22 protein-coding genes are annotated in these 23,792 nt (G+C 29.4%); all 22 read left to right on the top strand.

The annotated features are described in order from the left end of the window. Positions 1–23 precede the first annotated feature (23 nt). Complete coding sequence (rfbF, locus tag KHA90_RS12960; protein ID WP_213300601.1) at positions 24–800, top strand: glucose-1-phosphate cytidylyltransferase; 777 nt, start codon at positions 24–26, stop codon at positions 798–800. Next, entirely contained in the window at positions 794–1,885 is a 1,092-nt protein-coding gene (rfbG, locus tag KHA90_RS12955; RefSeq protein ID WP_244860317.1) for a CDP-glucose 4,6-dehydratase, read from the top strand. Before rfbF ends, rfbG begins: the two co-directional genes overlap by 7 nt. Next, positions 1,878–2,789, top strand: coding sequence for an NAD-dependent epimerase/dehydratase family protein (locus KHA90_RS12950; RefSeq protein WP_213300583.1), 912 nt, complete (start codon positions 1,878–1,880; stop codon positions 2,787–2,789). Before rfbG ends, KHA90_RS12950 begins: the two co-directional genes overlap by 8 nt. Before the next feature lie 6 nt (positions 2,790–2,795). Beyond that, positions 2,796–4,514 carry a thiamine pyrophosphate-binding protein gene (locus tag KHA90_RS12945; protein WP_213300581.1) on the top strand — a complete coding sequence of 573 codons (1,719 nt, stop codon included), beginning with the start codon at positions 2,796–2,798 and terminating at the stop codon, positions 4,512–4,514. Positions 4,515–4,547: 33 nt separating this feature from the next. Continuing rightward, the gene (gene rfbH / locus KHA90_RS12940; protein WP_213300579.1) at positions 4,548–5,852 is read left to right on the top strand and encodes a lipopolysaccharide biosynthesis protein RfbH; all 1,305 of its coding nucleotides are present in this window, start codon (positions 4,548–4,550) and stop codon (positions 5,850–5,852) included. A 19-nt stretch (positions 5,853–5,871) separates the two neighbouring features. Beyond that, positions 5,872–6,750: an NAD-dependent epimerase/dehydratase family protein gene (locus KHA90_RS12935; protein WP_213300577.1), complete on the top strand. Its 879-nt coding sequence runs from the start codon at positions 5,872–5,874 to the stop codon at positions 6,748–6,750. Continuing rightward, entirely contained in the window at positions 6,750–7,781 is a 1,032-nt protein-coding gene (locus KHA90_RS12930; protein WP_213300575.1) for a GDP-mannose 4,6-dehydratase, read from the top strand. The genes KHA90_RS12935 and KHA90_RS12930 overlap by 1 nt, the downstream gene beginning before the upstream one ends. A 41-nt stretch (positions 7,782–7,822) precedes the next feature. Beyond that, positions 7,823–9,580: an ABC transporter ATP-binding protein gene (locus KHA90_RS12925; RefSeq protein WP_213300574.1), complete on the top strand. Its 1,758-nt coding sequence runs from the start codon at positions 7,823–7,825 to the stop codon at positions 9,578–9,580. 9 nt (positions 9,581–9,589) lie between these two features. Next, entirely contained in the window at positions 9,590–10,624 is a 1,035-nt protein-coding gene (locus KHA90_RS12920) for a glycosyltransferase family 2 protein (RefSeq protein WP_213300572.1), read from the top strand. A gap of 27 nt (positions 10,625–10,651) precedes the next feature. Then, positions 10,652–11,542, top strand: coding sequence for a glycosyltransferase family 2 protein (locus tag KHA90_RS12915; protein WP_213300570.1), 891 nt, complete (start codon positions 10,652–10,654; stop codon positions 11,540–11,542). Continuing rightward, complete coding sequence (locus tag KHA90_RS12910) at positions 11,539–12,171, top strand: acyltransferase (protein ID WP_213300568.1); 633 nt, start codon at positions 11,539–11,541, stop codon at positions 12,169–12,171. Before KHA90_RS12915 ends, KHA90_RS12910 begins: the two co-directional genes overlap by 4 nt. Continuing rightward, complete coding sequence (locus KHA90_RS12905) at positions 12,171–13,253, top strand: glycosyltransferase WbsX family protein (RefSeq protein ID WP_213300566.1); 1,083 nt, start codon at positions 12,171–12,173, stop codon at positions 13,251–13,253. Before KHA90_RS12910 ends, KHA90_RS12905 begins: the two co-directional genes overlap by 1 nt. Positions 13,254–13,296: 43 nt before the next feature. Beyond that, positions 13,297–14,421, top strand: a complete 1,125-nt coding sequence (locus tag KHA90_RS12900) for an EpsG family protein (RefSeq protein ID WP_262899362.1) — start codon at positions 13,297–13,299, stop codon at positions 14,419–14,421. Then, complete coding sequence (locus KHA90_RS12895; RefSeq protein WP_213300562.1) at positions 14,421–15,599, top strand: hypothetical protein; 1,179 nt, start codon at positions 14,421–14,423, stop codon at positions 15,597–15,599. Before KHA90_RS12900 ends, KHA90_RS12895 begins: the two co-directional genes overlap by 1 nt. Next, entirely contained in the window at positions 15,596–16,387 is a 792-nt protein-coding gene (locus KHA90_RS12890) for a glycosyltransferase family 2 protein (RefSeq protein WP_213300560.1), read from the top strand. Before KHA90_RS12895 ends, KHA90_RS12890 begins: the two co-directional genes overlap by 4 nt. After that, positions 16,387–17,754, top strand: coding sequence for a hypothetical protein (locus KHA90_RS12885; RefSeq protein ID WP_213300550.1), 1,368 nt, complete (start codon positions 16,387–16,389; stop codon positions 17,752–17,754). The genes KHA90_RS12890 and KHA90_RS12885 overlap by 1 nt, the downstream gene beginning before the upstream one ends. A gap of 85 nt (positions 17,755–17,839) precedes the next feature. Continuing rightward, entirely contained in the window at positions 17,840–18,988 is a 1,149-nt protein-coding gene (locus tag KHA90_RS12880) for a glycosyltransferase family 4 protein (protein ID WP_213300547.1), read from the top strand. Next, on the top strand, positions 18,985–19,872 hold the full coding sequence (locus tag KHA90_RS12875; protein WP_213300544.1) for an NAD-dependent epimerase/dehydratase family protein: 888 nt from the start codon (positions 18,985–18,987) through the stop codon (positions 19,870–19,872). The genes KHA90_RS12880 and KHA90_RS12875 overlap by 4 nt, the downstream gene beginning before the upstream one ends. 179 nt (positions 19,873–20,051) lie before the next feature. Continuing rightward, positions 20,052–21,125, top strand: coding sequence for an EpsG family protein (locus tag KHA90_RS12870; protein ID WP_213300541.1), 1,074 nt, complete (start codon positions 20,052–20,054; stop codon positions 21,123–21,125). 131 nt (positions 21,126–21,256) lie between these two features. Further along, positions 21,257–22,222: an MraY family glycosyltransferase gene (locus KHA90_RS12865; RefSeq protein WP_213300538.1), complete on the top strand. Its 966-nt coding sequence runs from the start codon at positions 21,257–21,259 to the stop codon at positions 22,220–22,222. Further along, positions 22,219–22,644 (top strand): WxcM-like domain-containing protein, encoded by a 426-nt coding sequence (locus tag KHA90_RS12860; RefSeq protein ID WP_213300537.1) that lies wholly within the window; start codon positions 22,219–22,221, stop codon positions 22,642–22,644. Before KHA90_RS12865 ends, KHA90_RS12860 begins: the two co-directional genes overlap by 4 nt. Beyond that, on the top strand, positions 22,637–23,776 hold the full coding sequence (locus KHA90_RS12855) for a DegT/DnrJ/EryC1/StrS family aminotransferase (protein WP_213300923.1): 1,140 nt from the start codon (positions 22,637–22,639) through the stop codon (positions 23,774–23,776). Before KHA90_RS12860 ends, KHA90_RS12855 begins: the two co-directional genes overlap by 8 nt. Positions 23,777–23,792: the final 16 nt, after the last annotated feature.

Raw genomic sequence — 23,792 nt, 5'->3', positions numbered from 1 at the left:
AAGAATATAAAAAAATATAAATAATGAAAGTAGTAATTTTTGCAGGTGGTTTCGGTACTCGCCTTATGGAAGAAACAGAGGCTAGACCTAAGCCAATGGTCGAAATTGGAGGTAAGCCTATACTATGGCATATACTTAAAATGTTTGAGCAACATGGTTATGATGAATTTATAATTTGTTTAGGATATAAAGCGACTTTTATTAAAGAGTATTTTTACAATTATTATTTGCATAATTCTGATGTGACTATAGAATTAGCGAATAATAATATCAATGTACACTATTCAGAGACAGAATCATTTAAAGTGACGTTGATTGATACGGGGCTTTATACGAATACTGCAGGTAGGCTGAAACGTATTCAAAAATATGTAAAAGACGAAACCTTTATGTTGACATATGGTGATGGTGTTGCTGATGTAGATTTATCAGCATTACTTAAATTTCATAAATCACATGGTAGATTAGCCACTTTAACAAGTGTACAGGTTCCAGGACGTTTTGGTAATCTTGAGATTAATTCACAAGGTGAAGTTGATAGTTTTGTAGAAAAACCTGCAGGTGATGGCATGTGGATAAATGGTGGTTTTTTTGTTTTAGAGCCAGGAATATTTAAATATCTTGAAGGAGATGTAGAAGATGTACAATGGGAGAAAGAGCCTTTAGGAGCTATTGCTCAGGATCAACAATTGGCAGCTTATAAACATGAAGGATTCTGGAAGTGTATGGATGCTTTAAGAGATAGAGTTGAATTAGAAGCAATGTGGAGTTCCGGAAATGCAAAATGGAAAACATGGTAGATTCATTATTTCAACAATTAAAGCACACTTATAGTGGGAAAAAAGTTTTTCTTACAGGTCATACCGGTTTTAAGGGATCCTGGATGCTAAAAACCTTATCTTTACTCGGTGCAGAAATCAAAGGCTATGCGTTAGAACCAAACACAAAAGATGATTTATTTCATTTAATAAATGGAAATTCTATTTGTAATTCTGTTATAGCTGATCTCAGGGATAAAAAAAGGTTAGAGAAAGAAATTATTGATTTTCAACCTGATTTCGTTTTTCATTTGGCAGCCCAACCTTTAGTTCGATTATCCTATGATATTCCTGCTGAAACATTCGAAGTGAATGTTATTGGGACTGCAAATGTTCTTGATGGAGTTCGTTTATTAAAAAATAAATGTGATGTGGTACTTATTACAACAGATAAAGTTTATCATAATAATGAATGGATCTATCCTTATCGTGAAAATGATAGGTTAGGTGGTTATGACCCTTACAGCGCCAGTAAAGCCTGTGCAGAATTATTAATTGACTCATATCGTAATTCTTTTTTTAATAATAAAACTTATGACACTCACAATAAGTCTATTGCTGTCGCAAGAGCAGGGAATGTAATTGGTGGAGGAGATTGGTCTAAAGATCGTTTAATACCGGACGTAGCAAAAGCATTTGCAAGTGAAAAACCTGTAATTATTCGAAATCCAAATTCAGTAAGACCTTGGCAACATGTTTTAGAGCCAGTTGTTGGATACTTATTATTAGGTGCTAATTTAGCTGAAAAACCTTTAGAATTTAATCAAGCATACAATTTTGGACCTCATTTATCTGATGCATTACCAGTTGAAGACATGCTAAAATTAACAATTAAAAGTTGGGGTAAAGGTGAATACATTATTGAAAAGGATGAAACTCAGCCACATGAAGCCGGACTATTGAAATTAGATATAAGCAAAACAATTTCTGAGTTGAAATGGCAGCCTAAAATGAATGCTGAAAAAGCTGTAAGTATCACTATGGATTGGTATAGTCAATTTAATAATAATCTTATTAATATTAATTCATTTACAGAATCTCAAATTATTAATTTTATTAATGCATAAAGTTTTAATAACTGGTGTTACAGGTTTTTTAGGTTCTCATATAGCTGAGCATCTTATAGCGAATAATATTGGTGTAGTAGGGTTGAAACGTAAGAGCTCTGATATTTGGAGATGTAATGAATTTAAGGAAAACATAGAATGGGTTGATATTGATGATGAAGGAATGTTTGTCAATCAATTAAAAAAACATTCATTTGATACAATTGTTCATGGAGCCTGGATAGGTGTTGAGTCGCATACAAGAAATAACTGGGGCGAACAATCGAAAAATATATCTTTTTTTGTTACCTTATTAGAGATAGCAAAAGAACTAGACGTAAAAAAAATCGTTTTTTTAGGTTCACAAGCGGAATATGGGCTTATTAACGAAAAAGTTAATGAAGATTATCCTGTAAATGCTTTAAATGCTTATGCATCAACGAAGTTAGCTTGTTTGCAAATCATGGAAACATTCTGTTCTCTCAATAATATTGATTGGGTTTGGTTGCGATTATTTTCATTATTTGGAGAAAAAGAAAACTCAAATTGGTTAATTCCTTCTTTAATAAATTCAATGTTGAATGAGAAAGAAATGGATTTTACTTCAGGAGAGCAAAAATATGCATATTTATATGTAAAGGATTATGCAGAGATAATGAGAAAAATAGTAACTATGAAAATAGATTCGGGGATTTATAACATTTCTTCAAATCAAACCATAACAATCAAATCATTAATTGAGAATATCAAAAATCATATTAATCCAAAATTTATTTTAAACTTTGGAGCTTTAAATTATAGAGCAGGGCAATCAATGCATATGGAAGGGGATATTAAAAAAATTAGTTCTCAAATTGGTGAAATTGAATTTTCAAATTTTGAAATTGCTTTGCAGAATACTTTAAAACATTATTTAAAAAAATAAATTATCATGAAAGCTTCTGATTTTATTGCTGAATTTTTGATGAAAAAAGGAATTAAAAGTGTTTTTGAGTTATCAGGAGGAATGATAACACATATACTTGATTCATTAAATCAAAAAACTGATATTAATATTATCACAATGCATCACGAGCAAGGTGCTGCTTTTGCTGCTGAGGGATATGCCAGAGTTACAGGTTTACCGGGGATAGCACTAGCTACATCCGGACCAGGCGCAACAAATCTATTAACAGGAATAGGAAGTTGTTATTTTGATTCTACACCTGCTATTTTTATTACGGGTCAAGTTAATAGACATGAACTAAAAGGGGATAGAGAAATTAGACAATTAGGTTTTCAGGAAACAGATATTGTTACAATGGCTAAACCAATAACTAAAGCCTGTTTTCATGTAAATGATGCAAATGATTTACCAAATATATTTGAAAGCGCTTTTAAAATTGCATTAGAAGGAAGACCGGGACCTGTTCTTATTGATATTCCTATGGATATCCAGCGTATTCAAATTGAAGATAATTCTCTTATTGATAATAACATTAAATATTTAGAAATTGATTCTACTATTTTAGAAGATTTAATTGAAGATATTAAAAAAGCTAAAAAACCTCTTATATTATCAGGAAGAGGTATAAAGGCTAGTAAAAGCCAAGAACAATTTGTCGCTTTTATTGAAAAAACTAAAATCCCAGTTATTACAACATTATTAGGTTTAGATACAATAGCTTATGATAATTTACAACGTGTTGGATTTATCGGAAGTTATGGTAATAGATGGGCTAATATTGCTTTTGGGGAATGTGACTTACTCATTGTTTTAGGAAGTAGGCTAGATATTAGGCAAACTGGAGCAGATACTAAATTTATTGAAAATAGAAAAATATATCATATTGATTGTGAAAAAGGGGAAGTGAATAATCGAGTTAAGGGTTGCGAAGCAATTATAACTGATTTGAAGTTTTTCTTTAATGAATTTGAAAAAGCGGGGTTCAACACTTCTTTTAGATCAAAAAAAGAGTGGAATGAGCGTATCAATGATTTAAAAAATAAATGGCCAGATATTAAAGAGCTTGATGCAAAAGGAATCAATCCAAATGTATTTATGCATTTGCTTTCTAATAAATCGAAAAAAGCTAAAGTTTATTTAGCAGATGTTGGAAGCCATCAAATGTGGGCAGCACAATCGTTAGAAATTTATAAAGATCAGCAATTTTTAACTTCAGGCGGAATGGGTGCCATGGGATTTTCATTACCAGCTGGAATTGGAGCAAGCATTGCATTAAATAAAGAACCGGTAGTTGTTCTTGTAGGAGATGGTTGCATGCAAATTAATATTCAAGAATTACAAACGATTGTTCGAAATAAACTTCCAATAAAAATTATCGTTTTGAATAATAGAACTCTGGGGATGATAAGACAATTTCAAGATAGTTATTTTGAATCTCGTTATCAATCAACCTATTGGGGTTATGATGCGCCTGATTTTGCTAAAGTGGCTATAGCCTATGGAATAGATTCAAAAACAATCGAAAATCAGAAGGAAATTGAAAATGCAGTTAATTGGCTATGGGATGTTGAAAATGAAAACAAACCGCAATTACTACAAGTTATGATAAATCCTCACACAAATACATATCCCAAAATTGCTTTTGGAAGACCAATTACAGAAATGGAACCATTTGCTAAGCCAATAGCAATGGAAGCAACATAAAATAAATAAAATTACTGTTAAAGATAAATTATTATGTTACAAAACTTAAAAGAAGATTCGCTATTAAATAGTTTAAGAGAAATAGCAAGAAAGAAGTCTACCCAAGTTATTATTGCGGGAGAAAATTACATACCAGTTACTGGTAAAGTATTAGATGAAGAGGATATTTTAATGGGAGTAGATGCTGCTCTTGATGGTTGGTTAACTGCAGGTCGTTTTGCGAATAAATTTGAAGCTGATTTTGCGGATTATTTTGGGGCACATCGATCATTATTAGTTAATTCAGGATCCTCTGCTAATTTGGTGGCATTTTATGCTTTGACATCTCCGAAATTAGGTGATAGAGCTATTAAACCAGGTGATGAAGTGATTACTGTAGCAGCAGGTTTTCCTACTACTGTAAATCCAATAATCCAATTTGGTGCCATCCCCGTATTTATTGATGTAGATATTGCTACACATAACGTAAAAACAGATATGCTTGAAGCTGCTGTTACTCCAAAAACTAAGGCGATAATGATTGCACATTCTTTAGGGAATCCATTTGATTTGGATGAAGTAATGCGTGTTGCTAAAAAATATAATCTTTGGGTAGTTGAAGACGATTGTGATTCGCTTGGAGCAACTTATAAAGGTAAAAAAACAGGAACATTTGGTGATATTGCAACGTTCTCATTTTATCCGGCACATCATATTACCATGGGTGAAGGTGGAGCAGTTTTAATAAATAACCCAGTTTTATCAAAATTAGCAGAAAGCTTCCGTGACTGGGGTCGTGATTGTTATTGCGAACCAGGAAAAGATGATACTTGTGGTTGCCGTTTTGGACAACAATTAGGGACATTACCTTACGGATATGATCATAAATATACCTATTCGCATATTGGGTTTAATCTTAAAGTAACTGATATGCAAGCTGCTTTTGGGGTTTCACAAATAAAAAAAATAGATCAGTTCGTACAAAGACGAAAAGAAAATTATGCTGCGTTATATGAGCGTATGAAGGAGTTTGAAGAAGTATTTATACTTCCAGAGCCAACTCCAAATTCAGAGCCATCTTGGTTTGGATTTTTATTGACACTTAGAGAAGGTGATGCAAATGACCGTCATATGTTAGTACAGCATTTAGAAAAAAATAAAATTGGCACACGATTGTTATTTGGAGGTAATTTATTAAGACAACCTGCATATGCAAATATCGAACACCGTGTTGTTGGCGATTTAACAAATACGGATACCATTATGAATCAATCTTTTTGGTTAGGGGTGTGGCCGGGATTAAATGAAACTCACTATGATTATATTGCAAATGTAATTCGCGAATACTTAAATTCTTAAATAAAGAGAAATATTCTTAATGAATACTAAAACAATTTTAATTACAGGAGTTACTGGTTTTTTAGGAAGTAATCTAGCTATAGAATTAGTTAGTCAGGGTTATAAAGTTGTAGCCTTAAAAAGAAAATCTTCTTCATTAAAAAGAATTGAAACAATTTTACCTAAAATATATCTTTATGATATAGAAAATATTGATTTCTTGACTTTTTTTCAAGATATCCATAAAATAGATGTTGTAATTCATACCGCCACAAGTTACGGAAGAAATAATGAAACACCTTGGGAAATTTTTGATGCAAATACAAGTTTTCCGTTAAAATTACTTGATGGTGCAAGTGTTGCAAATGTGAGTAAATTTATTAATACAGATACTATTCTTGACAAGTTTCTTAATTTATATTCGCTTTCAAAAAACCATCTTCTTGATTGGGGTAAGTTTTATTCCATGAGAAATAGAATTGAATTCATAAATATGCGGTTAGAACATTTTTATGGTCCAGGTGATGATGATTCTAAATTTACATCATATGTCATTAATAATTGCATTTCAAATACGACATCACTTAAATTGACACTTGGTGAACAAAGTAGAGACTTTATCTATATAGATGACGTCGTTTCAGCATATATAGCAGTACTAAATCGAGAGAAGCTTGTTGATGAATATTTCTCACAATATGATGTGGGAAGCGGTAAATCTGTTACTATTAGAAAATTTGTAGAAACGGTTCATAAAATTACAGAATCAAATATTAATCTAGAATTTGGAGCTGTGCCATATCGAGTAGGAGAAGTAATGAAATCAAAGGCTAATATTACTGCCTTGAAAGAATTAGGATGGTACTGTAAATTTAGTTTAGAAGAGGGATTAATTTTAACAATTAAAGATCAAAAATAATGAAATTACTAATTACTGGAGGTTGTGGATTTTTAGGCAGCAATTTAGCTTCAGATGCAATATTGAGAGGGGATGAAGTCTTTTTGTTTGATAATCTGTACAGGGAAGGGTCTCGTTTAAATTTGACATGGCTTCAGAGTCAGGGTAAATTTAAATTTGAACACGGTGATATTAGAAATCAAAATGATATTACTCGTGTAATACAATCTTTTCAGCCAGATGCCATTTTTCATTTAGCTGGACAAGTTGCTATGAAAACATCTATTGCAAATGTTAGAATGGATTTTGAAATCAACGTACTAGGAACAGTTAATTTGTTGGAAGCTGTTAGATTGTATGCAAAAGATGCTATAGTAGTATATTCGTCAACAAATAAAGTATATGGAGATTTAGAGCAATATTCATATAATGAAACAGATTATAGATTTGAATGCATTGAAAAGCCAAATGGATTCGATGAAAAGACACAACTTGATTTTCACTCTCCTTATGGATGCTCTAAAGGTGCTGCTGATCAATATATGCTAGATTATGCTAGAATTTTTGATTTAAACACTGTTGTGTTTAGACATTCATCTATGTATGGTGGTCGTCAATTTGCTACTTATGATCAAGGTTGGATTGGATGGTTTTGTCAAAAAGCTTTTGAGGCTAAGAATTTACTTAATGCGGAACCATTTACTATTTCTGGAAGTGGGAAGCAAGTTCGAGATGTACTTCATGCTGATGATATGAAAAGACTTTATTTAGCAGCTATAACAAATATAGACAAAGCAAAAGGACAAGCATTTAATGTTGGTGGAGGTGCGAACAATAGTCTCTCATTGTTAGAATTATTTACGATGCTTGAAAGTATTTCGCAAACGAAATTAGATTATACTAAATTGCCCGTACGTGAAAGTGATCAACGTGTTTTTGTAGCTGACGTAGAAAAAGCTAAAAACATATTAAACTGGAAACCTGAAGTATCTTCATTGGAAGGAATAGAAAGAATGTTTAATTGGATTGTTAAAAGCAATAAAGCCATATAGTATATTTTATTCAGCAATAAACAATTTAAGATTTATAAACAATGACAGATTCTATATTTAAAAATATTAAAAAACTTTGGCAGTATATTGGTAAAACAAGACGATTGCATTTTATATTTTTAATTATCTTAATGATACTTGCATCATTTGCAGAAATTTTAAGTATTGGAGCAGTATTCCCTTTCTTTGGTGTGCTTATGGATCCGAATAAGATTCTTGATGTACCATTTATTTTACCTTTCTTGAAAACATTCAATATTACTGCTACAGATCAGATAATTGCTGCTGTTACTATTTTTTTCTGCTTAGCTGTAATTCTTGCAGGGGCAATGAGGATAATGTCTACTTGGGTTTCCGTACGCTTGTCTTTTGCACTCGGTAGGGATCTGAGTAATGATATTTATAAACGTACTTTATATCAGCCTTATTCGATTCATGTTTCTCGTAATAGTAGTGATGTAATTAATGGGATATGGGTTAAAGTAAGTGAGGTTATTTTTTATATTCTGATGCCTGTATTTAATTTGATAAGTTCAACAATACTTTGTATTACATTAGTTGTAACACTCTTGGTAGTTACGCCAAATGTTGCTTTAATGGCTATAGGTGGTTTAATTATTGTTTATGGTGTAATTATTAAGTTGACTAAAGAAAAATTAAAAATTAATAGTGTAACTATTGCGCGTGAATCAAATAATATTATTAAAAATTTACAAGAAGGCTTAAGTGGTATAAGGGATGTTCTAATTGATAATAGTCAGGAAAATTTTTGTACAACATATAATAATACAAACTCAGTTTTACGTCGAGCTCAGGGAACTAATCAAATTATTGGTCAAATACCAAATTTTATTTTGGTTTCTTTAGGAATGGTACTTATTGCATTTGTTTCTTATACTCTTACAATATCAGGAGGTTTTGCAAAAGCGATGCCGAGTTTAGCAGCTTTAACACTTGGTTTACAACGATTGCTGCCAAATGCGCAACAATTGTATGCTGCATGGTCTACAATAACTGGTTCACAAGCATCATTGAAAGATGTGATAGATTTGCTAGAACAACCTTATCCGGAAAATATAGATGAAGCAGTGTCTCTACCTGTTCCGTTCAAGAGGGATATAACAGTTAATAACGTTTCATTTCGTTATAATGAAAACACACCTTTAATTTTGAAAAATATTGATTTAAAAATTACTAAGGGTGCTCGCATTGGATTTATTGGAACAACAGGTTGTGGAAAAAGTACTTTGCTTGATATTGTAATGGGGCTATTAAATCCATCTGAAGGAAATATTAAAGTTGATGGACAGTTAATAACAGAATCTAATTGTCGTTCATGGCAAGCCCATATTGCGCACGTACCCCAAATAGTTTTTCTTGCTGATAATACAATTGAAAGTAATATAGCTTTCGGGATCCCTACTGAGTTAATAGACAAAAATCGAGTTAGACGTGCAGCAGAACAAGCACAGCTTGCAGAAATTATCGATAGTTGGCCACTAAAATATGACACAAGAGTAGGCGAAAGAGGAGTACAATTATCAGGAGGACAATGTCAACGTATTGGTATTGCTAGGGCTTTATATAAAGAAGCAAGCTTGATTATTTTAGATGAAGCTACGAGTGCACTAGATAGTAAAACAGAAAAGGAAGTTTTAGATTCTATAGAGAATTTAAGTAAAGACATTACTATATTGGTAATCGCTCATCGATTAAATACACTTGGTTTTTGTACAGAAGTGATTGAGCTAGACAAAGGAGGTATAATTAAGTCTTCATTAAACAATATACTTCATTAGAATTTATTTATGAATAACATACAAATTAGTTTTTGCATTCCAACTTATAATAATGCAAAGAGTGTTCATAGGCTTGTAACAAGTATTTTAGAAAATGATGATCAAAATATTGAAGTTGTAGTTTTAGACAATGGCTCTACAGACGAAACTTTAAGTATTTTGCAAAATATAGATGATACAAGACTTTCTTTGCATTCCAACGGAGTAAATAAAGGAGCCTTATTTAATATGATGAATGTTTTGGATAAAGGTAGAGGTGAGTATTTAGTCTATTCTACTGATCATGATCATATTGATAGGCAAAAAATAGATAAATTTAAAACATTTCTTAGAGAAAATTCAGCAGTATCTTTTGGTTATTGTGAATTTAATTTAGATTCTAAAATATTATTTGAAACTTTTCCATCTGGAATTAAGGCATTAAATAAATTAGGTTATATCACAAGGCATCCAACAGGTTATTTTTTTAGAAATAATGATTGGAAAGCAATAGATGCTGTTAAAAGATTTTCGGATTATGAGTTTGTTGATTTATTTCCACTTGAATTTGTCTTTGCAGAATTAAGTTTGCTAGGAGATGGAGCTGTATATTATGATTCAATATTTTCTCCTGAAAGAGGTGTGGAAAGAATCACTAAACATAAATCAGCAACTACTAAAGGAAATTCTAAAAAAGCTTTTTTTTCTCCGGAATCTAGATTAAAATTAGCAATAAATTTTGAGAGTCATATTCAATCATTATCAATTTCTGAATTAGAAAAAAGAAAATTAATAATAAAATCTTTTTTTCGAGAATTAAACTTGGCTACATTCGAATTTAAAAATATAATGAGCAATAATGAATTATGCATTCACTATTATATGGATCCAAAAAATATTTCTAAAAAAGAATTATTACAGATTGGATTATCATTTTATAATGGATATTCTAATAAAGTTATAAATGTTAGGTTTAAAACATTTTTAGAACGTTTAGGATTTAAGGTTTTATTGGTCTCAGAGTTTATAAAAAAGGTGCTAAAAGATTTTTTTAAGTCAATTTAATTATAATTACAGCGTAATCTTTTTATTATGAATAATGATATTTTATTATCTCTATGTATTCCTACTTATAATAGAGCCGAAGTTTTAGATAATACCCTAAAATCACTTTTCTCTAATCCAGATTTTGATGCTGATCTAATAGAAGTGATAGTATCGGATAATTGCTCCACGGATAACACAATGGAAGTTGTTGGGAAATATCCCTTAGTAAAATATTATCGAAATGAGGTAAATGTGAGAGATGTAAATTTTTCTATTGCATTAAGTTATGCTACAGGAGCTTATGTGAGATTGTTTAACGATACCCTTTCTTTTAAGAAAAATTGCTTACAGACAATAATTAATAAAATTGCAGAACATTTACAAGATAAAAAAAATATTTTTTTCTATTCAAATATGTTTCTTAATTCAAATTGCGTTAGAGAAGTTAGTTCAAAAGAAGCATATATTGCACAGGCAAGTTTTGGGAGTACTTGGATAGCAAATTTTGGTGTTTGGCGTGAGGATTTTGTTAAAATTGAAAATAAGGAACGTTACGCACATTTGCAATTTACGCAAGTAGATTGGACATATCAAATAGTAAATAATAAAAAGCCAACTGTAATTTATTTTGAAGATTTATTTGATGTTGCAATTCCAAATAAAAAAGGGGGATATAATGTATTTGATATTTTTGTTAATAAATATTTGTTTATAATCAAACAGGAGAAATTATCCTTTTTTAATTATGAATTAGAGAAATATCGATTATGCCGCTATTTTGTTTATCCATGGTTTGTTACATTAACAATTGCAAAGAAAGAAAACTTTGATTTTGAGATTAAGGGAGTCTTTAAAATCATTTTTAAAAAATATTGGTATGAACCATATTTTTATCCAATGTTATTATTGTTCTTTTTTAGAAAATTGATAAAATGAAGAGAATATTAAAAAAAATAATTAGAAACATTGTTATAATTTTCTCTTATATTTTCACAAAAAAAATGTCAATCACTATTGATATTTTTTTTAATTTACTATATACCTTTTGGCATACCAGAGAATTTAGAAATATAGGCGAAAGTGTTTCTTTTGCTTATCCACTATATTTGAAGGGTGGAAAGTATATTTCCGTCGGAACAAATGTAGGAGCTGATCAACGTTTGCGTTTAGATGCGATTGATGAATTTTTAGGCGATAAATTTACTCCTGAAATTATTATAGGTGATAATGTTTCTATTCAAAAGGATTGTCATATAGGAGCTATAGATAGGATAAGCATAGGAAATAATGTTTTGCTTGCTAGTAAGGTCTATATAAGTGATCATTTTCACGGAGAAATAACAAAAGAGGCTTTATTATTGCCTCCGGCACAAAGAAAATTATATAGTAAAGGACCAATTATTATTGAAGATAATGTTTGGCTAGGTGAAGGAGTTGTTGTTTTGCCTGGTGTAACCATTGGTAAAAATTCAATAGTTGGCGCAAATGCGGTCGTAACAAAATCAATTCCAAAAAACTGTGTGGCAGGTGGAAATCCTGCTCGAATAATAAGAGAAATTAAGTAATGAAAACTAAAGCAAGGGTAATAGCATTTTACTTACCACAATATCATCCAATACCAGAAAATGATAAATGGTGGGGAAAAGGTTTTACAGAATGGACTAATGTAGGCAAAGCTAAACCACTTTTTAAAGGGCATTATCAACCTAGAGTACCAGGGCATTTAGGTTATTATGATTTACGTGTGTCAGAAACTCGAAAAGCTCAGGCGGAGATGGCTAGCGAATATGGAGTAGAAGGGTTTTGTTATTGGCATTACTGGTTTGGTAATGGGAAAAGACTTATAGAACGTCCATTTAATGAAGTTTTAGCTTCAGGGGATCCTGATTTTCCTTTTTGTTTAGCTTGGGCTAATGAAACTTGGAAAGGTTTTGATCATGGTTTGGTAAATCGTAATATTTTAATAGAACAGCTATATCCGGGGATTGAAGATTATACAGCTCATTTTTATGAAGTTTTACCTGCATTCAAAGATAAGCGTTATATAACGGTTGATGGAAAGCCATTATTTATGATTTATAAGCCATTGGCAAATCCTGAGGTAATCGCCTTCATGAAGACTTGGAGGGAATTAGCCTTAGTAAATAATTTAAAAGGCATTCATTTTGTTGGGCACAATAATGATATGAATGACAGTGTTCAGGATATATTGTCAACGGGTCTTGATGCTGTAAACACAACAAGATTAAATAGATACGTTGTGCAAAATAGATCGTTTATTGCAAAAGTGTCTGGTAAATTAAATAAATTATTTAGAAATATACCCAATGCATATTCTTATGAGACTATGTCTAAGTGGTTTATCATACCTGAAATTGACAAACAACAAAAAGTTTATCCTAGTATAATCCCAGGATGGGATCACACACCTAGAAGTGGACGTGATGGTCTTGTTATGACTAATTCTACGCCTGAAATATTTGAAAGACATGTTAAGGATGTGGTTAAACTTGTAGAAGATAAACCTGATGAACATAAAATTATTTTTATTAAATCTTGGAACGAGTGGGCTGAGGGTAATTATATGGAACCAGATTTACGCTGGGGTATAAGATTCCTCGAAGCTTTAAAGAAGCAATTACTATAATTTAATGCATTATGCTTTAAATATAAATCAGATTTAATAGATATTGATAACATATATAGTTTTATTTTTCTTCTTCGCAGCTTTAAGTTTTACAGATTATATACGGACACCAGTATTATACAGAAAAATTTACTTATTTCTTGGTAGTATATCTGTATTTGTAATTTTGTGGATGTTTGCAGGCTTAAGATGGAAAACCGGTACTGATTGGGAATCTTATTTTGACTCTTTCTATTATTTTTCAGAGGATTATGCAGTTAATTTTGAGCCTGGTTTTGTTGTTTTTCTAGCTACTATTAGAGACTTTACATCAGAGTATACAGTTTTTTTATTAATACTTTCTTTTTTATGTATTTCATTAAAATTTATCTTTTTTTTGAAATATCATAAGGAGACTTTCTTCACATTAGTTTTTCTATATCTATGCTATTATTTTGCCGACATTTTTGCAGTTCGTCAAAATTTAGCTATTTCTCTAACGCTTTTTAGTACTTGGTTTATAATAACTAAAAAGCCTGTTTTATTTTTATTATTTGTAGGATTAGCTGCAAGTATTCACACTTCATCATTATTATACTTTTTTGCATATTATATTTATTGGAAGAAATTTACTGATAAGTCATTTTATTATATTATTTTCTTTAGTATTTTCTTAGGATTAATAGGATTTGGTAATATAGTTTTAGATTTACTACTCAAAGCTTTAGGTTTGGAAGGTTTTGTGGGAGAGAAGATTAATAATTATTTAAGCAATGATAGTGAAGGATTAAATACCAACAGTAATCTTCTTGTTTTGTATATAATGGGAATTGTAAAAAGGTTAATTTTAATTCCTTTGTTTTTATATGTAAAAAATAAATCACAAGGGAGGTTTGTTTATTTTCAAGGTTACTTAAATCTTTATATAGTAGGAAATATTATATACTTTTTGTTTGCAAAAGATTTAGCAATATTTGCAAGAGCGTCAGTTCCTTTTTTAATATTTGAGATTTTTTTAATTAGCTACGTTTTATTATATTATAAGGCACATAAAAAAAAGATGATTTTTGCTTTTGTATTAATGACCCTTTTTTCATGGGCAAGATTTAGTGCTTTAATTAATTCATATTATGATCTTTATGTCCCTTATAATTCAATTTTTGATAAAAAAATAGAAAGAAATGTTTAATGAATGATGTTATAATAATTAGTGAAGTTACCCATACAGGAGAAGTTCATTTTCAGGTAAATAGTTGTTTTGTTGAAATGATTTCTGGATTGTATCCCTCTCAAAAAATAATATTTTATGCTGAAACAAATCATAATAATGCAGTAAAAGAGAGCTTAAGTAATAAGCAGCTTAATAATCTTGAATTTTTACCTTTTGAAGGGTATTATGATGAAAAAAAATTTAAATGGACATCGAAGATTATTGGTGAATGCATTCAAATCGTTAAGATACTTCGTAAAGGCAAACTTCTTAAAAGTGAGTTGTTTGTATGGACATGTCTGTTTCCAACCGGACATTTTTTTTTAAATTTTCTACTATTATTTCAAAAGAAATCAAAACATATAATTATTCTACATGGAGAGTTAGAGTTCTTGAAAATTAGTGGGAAACGTAAATCCGAAGTGTTTTTAGGAATTATTCTTAAAGCAGGAATTTATTTAAGCTCGAAAAAAACTAAATATATTGTACTAGGAGAAAATATTAAAAAAAGTTTAAAAAAAATTGTAAGTCATCGTATCTTAAAAAGAACTCATTCTATATTGCATCCATATAATTTTTCTGTTGATTATTATTTGAAGGATTTAAACAATAGTAATGATCAATTATTAAATATAGGTGCCATAGGAACACAGATGTTATCTAAAAATTCTAATTATATATATTCTTTGGCAGAATATTATAAAGCGGATATCATTCAAGACAAAATTAATTTTATTACTATAGGAAAAATATTGCCTGAACTTCATCCTTTTGAAACGGATTTAGTTAAAAAGCTTTATTCAGACTCTTTCGTTTCACAAAAAAATTTTGAAATTGAAATTTCAAAATTAAATTTCATTATTTTTTTTTATGACAATACCGCTTATGAACTTTGTGCAAGTGGAGCTATTTTTGAAGCTATTAGGTTAGATGTTCCAATAATATCAATAAAAAACGATTTTTTTCAATGGTTGTTTGATAGTTATGGCGAGATGGGTTTTCTATGCAATAATTTAGATGATATTAAACTTATTATTGATGGATTAAAAAGAGATGGATTTAACGAAAAATTAGTGAATTTTAGAAAAAATATCGCAAAATTCAAAAATGATAATGATTTAACAAGCTTGGCTATAAAATTGAAAACTATTATATGAATTCAGGAGTAACTATTTCAGCAATAATTCCTTGTTATAATTCTGAAAAAACGATTAAGGTATGTCTTGAATCTATACTAACTCAGACAGAAACTGTAAATGAAGTAATTGTTGTAGATGATGGTAGTACAGATGAATCTGTAAATATCATTAGAGATTTTTTTAAAAATTCCAGTAAACAAATCAAGTTCATTCTGTCTGAACAAAAAAACCAAGGACCATCTGCAGCACGAAATAATGGAGTTCTCTTGGCTACCTCTAGCCATATAGCTTTTCTTGATAGTGATGATCAATGGTTTTCGGATCATATTCGAATTTCAAAAGAGTTTTTAGATAATAATAGTGAATATAAAATTACGGCGACAAAATATTTGGCTATTCCAAATAATTTTAGTGGGGAAGTTTCATTTAAAAAACTACTTATACGAAATTATTTATCTACACCTTGTGTTGTTTTGGATAGAGATTGCTTTTGGGCTAATGGAGGATTTAACGAAAAAATGAAATATTCAGAAGATTATTATTTGTGGTTGAGTATTGTTTTTAAGAATAGGTTCTACAAGCTGGATTATGTTGGAGCAAAAAACATTGATTTCAAACGTCCTTTTGGAGATAAGGGGTTATCATCAAATTTATTGCAGATGCATTATGGAGTTTTAAAGTGTTATGATAATTTATATTTCAATAAAATGATTGATTTTAAGACTTATTTTAAAATTAAAGCAATTGAAAAATTAAAGCATTTAAGAAGATTAATATTAACGTATTTACATAAATATAAAAAATAATGAAGATTAAATTAATAATATTACTAAGCTTTATTAGTTTTTCATTTTCTAGTTTTGGTATAAATAATACTGTAATAAAAAAAAGCGGAAACCCTATTTCTGTTTTAGAATTTGGCGCGATTGGTAATGGAATTATTGATGATTCAGAGGCCTTTCAAAAAGCGATTATATATTCTATAAAAAATAAACAAACACTTTATGTGCCTAAAACAAGCAAAAGCTACAACTTGAATAAAAGTATAAGGGTAAGTTTGTCGCGAGGCGAGAAAATTAATATTATCTCAAATGGTGCAACCATTACGCCAAAAATTAACGATGTTGCTACAGCCTATAAATTAACATCTTTTAAAGAGCATGTTTTTATATCTATAGGTAGAGAATTCAATTCTATAAATACACTTGAAAATCCAGAAGAAAATTATGATACAGCAATTGCTATTTCAGGTCTGATATTTGACGGTATAAATCAGAAAAGCACAGAAGTAATTACTTCTTATGATAATGATATTTATATAGGAGGACAGTTTATTGCTGAAAAAGTAGCTATTGAAAATTGTATATTTAAGAATATACTGGGTTACGGTATTAGAATTCATGAAGTTTCGGAAAGTAAAATCAAACAATGTAAATTTATAAATGTAGGTGGTAGAGGTCTGACGCCATTTGCAAATAAGTCAGATTTAGATGCATTTGGAGATGCAATTTTTCATGCAAAAATAAATGCTAACGCCAATATTGTAATTGAAGATTGTTCTTTTTATGGAAAAAAAAGCAATAATCGAAGAAGTAGATCAGCATTGACATTTGAGTTTTCTTTGTTTCCATATAAAGTATATTTAAAAAAATTGAATATAGAAGGATACGCAAAATGTCTTCATATTGAAGAAAAGGCAACCACTTTTTTTCAATTAGAGAATGTAAAAATGAGAGATTTTAATTTTGGAATTGTAAATGCACTAAATGATGGAACAGAAGTTCATTTAAACAATTGTACTGTTAATGTTGGTTTAAATGATGGTAATGACAGTGGAGATGCGCTCGCATTCTTAAATTATAATAGTTCAGCAAAAATATATGTGAATAATTCGTCACTGGATTTTAATGGAAAGCCATCTGCTTATCAAAGCGCAGTTGGACTAGTTAAAGTTGAAAATTCTACTATTAATGGAAATAATACAAATTTTTTCTTTGCAGATGGTAATACAGTTTTTTTGAATTGTAAATTTGTGAATTTTGGAGGACCAGGGATGTCTTTTTTTTCAAATAATCCAAAAAATTCATATCAAATCAAAAATTCAACATTTAAAGGGAGTTCGATTTCGAGTGTAAAAGCAAGTAACGTAGAACTGGATATTAAAAATAATTAATATTTTAAAGTCTGAATATGAATTAAAATTATTTTAGTGCTTTAATATTAGCGAAATAATATAATTCTAAAAATTAAAATTAAAAATGCAAAGAAATGTTTTACATGTTGTTTCAGTGTCTTTTTCTTTACCATATTTTGTAGGTGAACAATTTCTTTATTTTAAGAAAAATAATTCTGAATATAATTTTTTTGTAGCTTGTTCTCCATCAGAAAACCTTACTAAATTATCAAATAGCTTAGAATTTAAAAAAATCCCCTTAATTATAAATCGTTCGATATCACCAATTCAGGATATAAAATCTATTTTTAAACTTAGAAAAATTATACTTGAAAATAAAATTGATGTAGTAATTGGGCACACTCCAAAAGGAGGAATGATTGCTATGATAGCGTCATATTTAGCCAGGATACAAAATAGGGTTTATTTCAGGCATGGAATCATGTTTGAAACATCAACTGGGTTTAAGAGGTTTCTTCTAAAAAATATTGAAAGAATTACAGGATCTTTAGCAAATAAAGTGGTATGTGTTAGTAACGAAATAAAATTAATAAGCGAGAAAGAAAAACTTAATAGTAAAACAAAAAACATTATTCTGGGAAGAGGAACTTGTAATGGAGTTGATTGTTATGGAAAATATAATCGTAATAATAAAGAACAATTATTCAGTGATTTAAGAAAAAAAAACGGAATAAATGAAAAAGATTTCGTAATTGGATATGTCGGCAGATTAGTAAAAGATAAAGGAATTAATGATCTTATAGAGGCATGGGAACTTATCATTAAAAAGTATTCAAATGTTAAGTTATTACTTGTAGGTCCTTTTGAAGATCGAGATAAAGTTAATGATTTGGTCCATAATAAAATAATAGAGTATGATTCTATTATTCATACGGATTATGTTGAAGATACGTCGAATTATTATTATATAATGGATGCATTTATTTTGCCAAGTTACAGAGAAGGATTTCCTACCGTTGTTTTAGAAGCATCTTCAATGGAATTACCAATACTGACAACTAGAGCAACAGGTTGTTCAGAGTCAATAATTGAAAATGTAACTGGAATTTTTTTTGATATTGAAAAAAATAAAATTGCGGATGCTATAAGTTCTATTATTGAAAATCCTATTCATGCCAAGAAAATGGGTATAAAAGGTAGGGAGTTTGTAATAAGTAATTTCGAGCAAAAAGAGATTTGGGATATAATCGAAAAAGAAATTTTGACTGCATGATATTATTAACAGGAGCGAACGGTTTTTTAGGTAAAATTATTTTACAAAATATTAATGAAAAAATTTATACGCTTGGTAGGTCAGGTGATTTAGATATTTCCGCAGATCTTTCTAAAGATATTCCAATTTTACCTAAAGTAAATTTAGTTATTCATTCAGCAGGTAAAGCTCACAGTATCCCTAAAACTGATTCTGAAAAAAAAGAGTTTCATGAAGTTAACGTTTTGGGAACATCTAATCTATTAAAAGGATTAGAAAAATCCGGTTTGCCTAAACAATTTGTTTTTATAAGTTCGGTTTCAGTATATGGACAAGAAACAGGTAATAATATTTGCGAAGAACATGCATTATTAGCTACGGATCCATATGGAATAAGTAAAATTGAAGCAGAAAAATTAGTTGAAAATTGGTGTAATAAGAATCAAGTAATATGTAGTATATTAAGATTACCATTATTAGTTGGAAAAAAACCACCAGGTAATTTAGGGGCTATGATAAAAGCTATTAATAAAGGTTATTATTTTAATATTGGAGGAGGTATAGCTAAAAAAAGTATGGTTTTAGCTAAAGATGTAGCTTCTTTTATTTTAACAGTTGCTCCCATTGGAGGAATCTTTAACCTTACAGACGGACTTCATCCTAATTTTAGGGAACTAAGTTTAGCAATTTCCAAAAATAAAAAACAACAATTTAGTTTATCAATTTATGCTGCAAAAGTTATGGGATTAGCGGGTGATCTTTTAGGTGACAGAGCGCCAATTAATTCCTTTAAAATAAAAAAAATAACCTCAGATTTAACTTTTGATGATTCTAAAGCTAGAAAATTATTGAATTGGAAACCTCAATCAATTTTGGAATACTTAAAGAAAGAAGATTTAGAGTAATGATTTTAGAAAATAAAACAAACTTCCGAAGTAGATATTAGAAATGATACAAAACTTATAAATAGTAATAAACAAAAAGGATATGGATCTCTAGATTAAGTACTTTATAGTATTGATGATTTATAACTTATTAAAAGTTTACTAAAAAAATATCACGATATTATAAACAGACAGTTAGTATGATTTTTTATGTTTTTTTAATGTTTATAATACTAGCTCTTTTTTTTATTAGCTATAGATATCCAACTTCAGAAAAAGTTATTAGCGTAATTTTTTTAGGGCTTTTAATTTTAATTGGAGGTTTTAGAGACAGAATAGGTTGGGACTATAATAGTTATATACATTGGTATGAGACCGGTACAAGAGATAAGGATTTTGAATTAGGTTTTTTAACTATGATGAATATCTTTAGATATTTAAATCTAGATTACAAATTTCTTTTTTTCTTTTTCTCTTTTTTTACTTATCTGTTTGCGTATCTGGGTGTCAGAAACTATACACAAAAAAGTAGCCTCCCTTTGACACTTTATTTTTTTGTTCCAGTTTTGTTTTTGTATTCATTTAGCTATGTTAGACAATATTTATCCATTACGATTGCCTTTTATGCTTTTACATTTTTATTAAAGAAGAAATATTTTAATTATATGTTCTGGATGATTATAGGAACTTCATTCCATTACAGTTGCTTGGTTCCTTTTGTACTTTTTTTTGTAATATATAGGTTTGCTGATTTTATAAAAATTCACCATTTGTATTTGCTGATGGTATTTTCATTTATTATTTCACGAATTGGTATTATTTATTGGATAAGTTTATTCCTTAAAGGCTCTCATTATTTATATTATTTCTCCAGTAAATTTGCGGTTGCAGTTCCATTATTAAAATTATTGGTAATGAATTCAATGGGTTTTTTAGTGATAAGATATTTTGATAAAAAGGGATTTCAGTATGACTACCAAAAATATTTGGTGATACTTTATATTTGTTCTATTTTTTTTCTAAATATATTTTCGGAATCAACAGAATTGACCAGGGTTTATATTTATTTTAGAATTTTTGAAATTATTCTTGTTGCAGATATTATACGTTATGCTTTATCAAAAAAGCAGTTTTTGCTTATTGGATTTATGTGTTGCTTTTATTTACTTCCTTATTTTAGATCTATTAAGCTTGATAGCGAGAGTTCGCTAAAAGATGAGTTTAAATTTATTCCTTATAAGTCTTTATTATTTAAAAGTTCAAAATTTAATTAGTTTGCTGGACAGTTAAATAGTAACTGTTGAAATTGGTAAAGAATATGGCGATTGTTCATTAATAGGGAATTACAATTACTTATGACGTGATAACAAAATTAAAAATTAATAAAAAAGTTTATAAATAAACAATGCAATACACAATACTTGGAATTCTTTTAATGATTATGATGCTGCTTTATTTTAAAGTAGCAGATCGTTTTAACATTGTAGACAAACCTAACGAAAGAAGTTCTCACAGTGAAGTTACATTAAGAGGTGGAGGAATCATATTTTGGTTTGCCGCTTTATTATATTTTGTGCAGCATATTGAGAGCAATTATTTTTTCTTTACCGGAATTACATTAGTTAGTTTAGTTAGTTTTTGGGATGATATTCAAAGTTTATCAAATAAAATTAGAATCTCAATTCACTTTTTATCAATTTCTTTGATTTTTTATGATTTAGGAGTGTTTAATTTTATGCCACTATATGGAGTCATTATCAGTTACATACTGGCAATAGGGTTAATTAATGCTTATAACTTCATGGATGGTATTAACGGAATAACGGGCTTGTACACTCTGGTAGTAATGGGCTCACTATTATATGTTAATAAAAATATTCAATTTTTTATTGATGCTGTTTTTATTAAATATGCAATGATTGCAAGTTTGGTTTTCTTGTTTTTTAACTATAGAAAAAGAGCAAAATGTTTTGCCGGAGATATAGGTAGTATTGCCATTGCCTTTTGGGTTATTTATTTAGTTTTAAATCTTATTATAAAGACAAATTCAGTTATCTGGCTTTTATTTTTAGCTGTATATGGAGTTGATGCAATTTGTACCATTATTCATCGTCTGTATTTAAAACAAAATATTTTTCAGGCACATCGTCTGCATTTATATCAGGTTTTAAGTAACGAATATAAAATTCAGCATAGATTAGTATCCTTATATTATGCAATAATTCAAATATTAGTTTCAGTTTTAGTTGTGTTTTTATATCATAAAGTCCAAGACGTTTGGTTATTTGTAATTGTAATAACACCATTACTTTTGATATATTCTATTAAGTTTTATTTGTTAGAAAAAAGCAATTTAAAAGTAAATTCATGATTCCTAAAATAATCAATGGAGGAATTTTTTCAGATCATCGCGGAACTATTTCATTTGTAAATGATTTTAGTTTTAAGGATATTGAAAGGTTTTACATTATAAGTAATTCTGATGAAAACCCAATTCGTGCCTGGCAAGGACATAAGCTGGATGCTAAAAATTTTTATTGTTTAAACGGATCATTCAAAATTCATTTTGTTCAAATTGATAATTGGGATAATCCTTCTAAAGATTTAATTATTGAGACTATAATTATTTCTGCGAATGATAGTAAAATACTCCATATTCCGGCTGGTTATGCTAATGCAGTTGAGTCTTTGGAAAGTAATTCAAAACTAATTTCATTTTCTACTTTGCCATTATCAAATGTTGAAGATGATGACGTACGTTATGCATCAGATTATTGGAAAATCAATGCCTAATAAACCTATTTATTTATCACTTTCTCAACAAAGCGGTTTCGAACATGAATATGTTCAACGGGCTTTAGAAACAAATTGGATAACTTCTGGAGGACCAAATGTAAATGAGTTTGAAAATGTTTTAGAAAATTATCTTAGCGAGCAATCATTTGTTACGGCTTTAAATTCAGGTACATCAGCGATTCATTTAGCCTTAATCTTATTAGGTGTAGAAGCAGAAGATGAAGTTATTTGTCAAAGTTTGACTTTCTCAGCATCAGCAAATCCTATTTTATATCAGGGAGCAATTCCTGTTTTTGTAGATAGTGAACTGGATACTTGGAATATTTGTCCCCAACAATTAGAAATCGCGATTAAAGATCGAATTGAAAAAGGTAAAAAACCCAAAGCGATAATTACAGTTCATCTATATGGAAATCCATACAAAATTGATGAAATACATTCGATAGCCGATAAATATAATATTCCAATTATAGAGGACAGTGCTGAAGCTCTTGGCAGTTCGTATAAAGGAAAAAAATGCGGAACATTTGGAACATTTGGAATTCTTTCATTTAATGGGAATAAAATAATTACCACATCTAGTGGAGGTGCACTAATTACGACTTCTAAAAAAATAAAAGAAAAAGCTATTTTTTATGCTACTCAATCAAAAGACGAAGCGATTCATTACCAACATAGTGAAGTCGGTTACAATTATAGAATGAGTAATATTTGTGCAGGAGTAGGTCTGGGACAGATTCAAATTTTAGAAAAAAATGTACTTGCCCGTAGAGAAAATCATTCTTTTTATAAAGAAGTTTTTAAGGAAATAAAAAGCGTAAAGCTTTTCGAAGTTTTGAATGAAGATTATTATTCAAATTATTGGTTAAATACTATTTTGATAGAACCAAATAGAGAAAAAGAGATTGATTGCGAAAGTCTAAGAATAGCATTTAAAAATCAAAATATCGAAACTCGCCCACTCTGGAAACCCATGCATCTACAGCCTGTTTTTGAAAAACATCCATATTATGGAAATCAAATAGCTCAAGATATATTTGAAAAAGGATTATGTTTGCCATCAGGTTCCAATCTAACAATTGAAGATAAAAATAGAATTAAGGAAGTAATCAAAACCTTCTTTAACTAAGATAAAAATAAATAAG

The organism is Flavobacterium psychroterrae, assembly GCF_018380615.1.
GTDB classification, from domain to species: Bacteria; Bacteroidota; Bacteroidia; order Flavobacteriales; family Flavobacteriaceae; genus Flavobacterium; species Flavobacterium psychroterrae.
This window is presented reverse-complemented; position numbering and strand designations above follow the sequence as displayed.